4 protein-coding genes and 1 pseudogene are annotated in these 3,532 nt (G+C 42.2%); all 5 read left to right on the top strand.

What is annotated here, in order from left to right:
• Window positions 1-357, top strand: a 357-nt coding sequence (locus B7444_RS16850; RefSeq protein ID WP_200146810.1) for a transposase, incomplete at its 5' end; no start/stop codon positions are given.
• An 87-nt stretch (window positions 358-444) separates the two neighbouring features.
• Window positions 445-621 (top strand): transposase, encoded by a 177-nt coding sequence (locus B7444_RS17470; protein ID WP_196769124.1) that lies wholly within the window; start codon window positions 445-447, stop codon window positions 619-621.
• Window positions 622-641: 20 nt separating this feature from the next.
• Window positions 642-988 (top strand): annotated as a pseudogene (locus tag B7444_RS17250) (IS5/IS1182 family transposase); the annotation flags it as partial.
• Between the two features lie 217 nt (window positions 989-1,205).
• Entirely contained in the window at window positions 1,206-1,868 is a 663-nt protein-coding gene (locus B7444_RS14335; RefSeq protein WP_224777862.1) for a hypothetical protein, read from the top strand.
• A 191-nt stretch (window positions 1,869-2,059) separates the two neighbouring features.
• Complete coding sequence (locus B7444_RS14330; protein ID WP_016738177.1) at window positions 2,060-3,289, top strand: polysaccharide biosynthesis/export family protein; 1,230 nt, start codon at window positions 2,060-2,062, stop codon at window positions 3,287-3,289.
• The last annotated feature ends 243 nt before the right edge of the window (window positions 3,290-3,532 follow it).

Below are 3,532 nucleotides of genomic sequence, written 5' to 3'. Positions count from 1 at the left end.
TTTTTGCTGTCCGAGAGCCAGATGGAACGGATCAAGCCATATTTCCCTCTGGCTCACGGAGTGCCATGCGTGGATGACCGGCGTGTTCTGAGCGGGATCGTTTACGTGATCCGCAATGGTCTTCAGTGGAAAGATGCCCCGAAAGCGTATGGTCCGCACAAGACTTTGTATAATCGCTTCATTCGGTGGAGCCGCCTGGGTGTCTTTGACCGGATCTTCGTCGCCCTGACAGAACAGACAGGCCGTTCAAAGCGCCTGATGATCGATGCAACACATCTCAAGACACACAGAACGGCGGCGTCTCTGCTCAAAAAGGGGCTTTTCCCCGCCATATCGGGCGGACAAAAGGCGGCCTGAACTCAAAGCTTCATGCCGTGTGTGACGCCTAGGGCCGTCCGGTCCGTCTATATCTGACAGCAGGTCAGTGACTTCAAGGGAGCAGATATACTTCTGGCAGATCTTCCCGACGAAACAGAAGAAGTCATCGGTGATCGGGGATACGACAGCAACTGCATCAGACGCTCTCTCGCAGAGCGGAACATTACCGCCTGTATCCCACCGAAGAAGAACCGGAAATCAAAGCCGTCTTACGACTGGCATCTGTATAAAAGCGCTACCTGATCGAAAACATGTTCGCAAAGCTGCTTGACCGCACCACTGCCGCGTCTGATGTTTGGGTTAACACGGCCTATCACTCAAAAGTCAATGAGGTCTTCATTGACAGGTAGTGCTTTGTCTCAAAGGTTTGTAGGAACAATCCGTATCTCAAGTCCATTTCAAGGCAGATCCGTAGATCAAATGCTGGAAAATCCATTATCCGGTCTTGCGTCGAACATGTCTTTGCCGATCTGAAAGCCCATACAGGACTGTTTATCCGGACAGTGGCATTGTCCGAGCCGCTATAACGCTATAAAAAGCGGGGTTGGCCAATGTCGTCTGTAATATGCGTCGCTTCCTCATCCTTGAGAGGGTCAGTGCGAGCGCGTAGTACTTCAGGGTACAACACCCTCGTCTGCTTCCCGTGCAAAGCGGAGGTCATCGCGCGCAACCATCAAGACCCGTCTGTTGAGCGGAAAATGAGAACGTAACCGCTTCAATTCAGCGGCTCTTCAATCCCTTCCAGGTGGATAAAGCTTATGGTTGAATTTTTCAATACAATATAATAAATTATTCATATAAAAATCAATACATAGGTTGGATTGAAATTGAATACGATCAATTTAAAAGAAATTATTAATAGCTTATCAAATGATAAGTGTAAATTTTATAATAAAGGATCTGACACTCTTATTATATGGTTTGGTGGATTGGGGGAACCATTCTTAAGTGATAATTTTGTTAATGCTGTTGGTGTGGATTGTCTTTCTCTGAGAGACAATAATAGTAATTGGTATGAGGACGGAATATCTAGTTATTATAATTCAAGAAAAAAAATGGTAATATTTTTTGATATTTTAAAAATAGAAAGAAAATATAAAAAGATAATTTTCTCTGGGCAGAGTAGTGGTGGATATAATGCTTTATATTTTTTCCACTATAATAAAGGAGATTTGGCCATTGTTTTTGCTCCCCAAACAGGGAACCAGTTTAGTGGTGACGGGCACATGTCACCTCCGGTAAAGTTAAAAAATATCTCAAATTTGTTAAAAAAAAGCGAGAAGAACATAATAATAAATATTTCTAGATCAGAAAAGAAAAATGAAAAAATCTATATGTGGAATGATTGGTGGCAAATAAGAGATATAAGAAATTACGAAAACATTACGCTGATAACTCATCCATTTGAATCTCATGCAACATCTGTTTTCTTAAGGGATAAAGGAATTTTTTATAAATTCATGAAAGGAATTATTGATATATATTTGTAATACCCTCTGATTCTAGCCGGGCTTTTTATCCTGTAAAAGATGAGACTCTTCGTTCGATTTTTTTTTTGGAAGGCTTATGCTTTAGGAGGCTTTTACAGTAAAAAGATTTTTACTTTTTGAAAGTTCTCCCGGTGTTCACGATAGCCAGTTTGACTTCACTACCTAACCTGTCCGAGAAAGCCGTTTGTTCTATGCGTATTGCTCTTTCGATGTTGTCTATCCCTGTTAATCGTTTGTCTGTCCTGTTGCCTCTAATGGCTTGGGTGGGGGTAGCCGGATGCAGTGCCCTCCCTGAAAGTGCACCGACAGAAAGTCGTGTTCTTGCATCAGTAAAAAGTCCAGCTAAGAACCCATTGGGTTACCAGATTATTCCTATTACTCCTGATACAACAGATATTCTCTCTTCTGAAGTTCCTCCTCTGATTTCCAGTCTTGATGAAAGTGGGGCAACATATTTTCATAATGATCGGATTGGACCGGGAGATCTTCTCACAATCACAATTTTTGAGTTGGGAAATGGGCTTTTCTCCCCAGGGGGAGGGGCGACTGCAGAATCAGAAAGTTCAAGTGAAGGGGCAGTTTCTAACGGTATCTCTGCGGGGGTAACGCATCAGAGTCTTCCACCAACTCAGGTAGAAGCCGATGGTACTATTGCTGTGCCTTTTGTTGGTCGTCTTAGTGTTTCAGGTTTGACTCCTCAGTTCGTGGCTGAACAGATTCGGCAGCGGTTAAGTGGTAAGTCACAAAATCCTCAGGTAATGGTAAGGATCTCCAACGATATTTCCAATACGGTTATTGTTTCAGGAGAGGTTCATCGGCCTGGTCGTATTGTTTTAAGTACTGCGGAGGAAAGGCTTTCTGATTTGGTGGCAATCGCTGGAGGAGCGCTTTACCCCCCTGAAGATACTCATGTCTCTCTTGTAAGAGGAGAGCGGACAGGAAGTACTGATTTAGGTACATTGGAATCTCACCCGCATGAAGATATCAGAGCTCATCCAGGTGACAGAATTCATATTATTTATCAGCCACGAACGTATACGATTTTTGGCGCTACCGGTAATACGGTAGCTGAAATCCCATTCAAGTCTCCTAATCTTTCGCTCGCTGAGGCTGTCGCTCGTGCTGGTGGTCCCAATGATAATCGTGCTGATCCAAATGCTGTTTTTCTATTTCGCTTTGAAGATCCGGTGGCTGCAAAACGGCTTCACCTTACGGCGACCTCTACCGCGCTAGGCACGCCTGTTGTTTATAAAATTGATATGATGGATCCAACAAATTATTTGCTCTCTCAAAAAATTCCTGTGAAAAATAAAGACGTAATCCTGATCGCAAATGCAAAAACGGGAAGATTTTATAAATTCAATCAGCTAATTAGTACTCTGATTAGTCCAGCTATTACAGCTGCTTGGATTGCCAAGTAAAATTATCAGGGAAATTATGCATGGATTCAAATATTCCATGCATAATTGATATATTTCTAATTTTGAAAATTCTACTCATATTTAATGATACGTTCTGATTGAAGAATAAATATTTATTTCATTTACAGATTCATTTCCATCTATAAGTTTGTAAAACGCAAGAACCTGATTGGGTCAATAAATTAAGAGGTTCTATATCTAGGCTCAGGCCCCATTGATTTTTGTAGGGAATTTTGATTCAGG

Origin of the sequence: Gluconobacter thailandicus F149-1 = NBRC 100600 (assembly GCF_000964465.1) — a bacterium.
Classification (GTDB): Bacteria; Pseudomonadota; Alphaproteobacteria; order Acetobacterales; family Acetobacteraceae; genus Gluconobacter; species Gluconobacter thailandicus.
The sequence above is the reverse complement of the archived record's forward strand: the minus strand, read 5'-3'. Positions and strand labels throughout refer to the sequence as shown.

Excerpts from the sequence above, each read along its gene's own strand:
- B7444_RS14330 (WP_016738177.1), top strand. The coding sequence starts at position 2,060 with ATGCGTATTGCTCTTTCGATGTTGTCTATCCCTGTTAATCGTTTGTCT.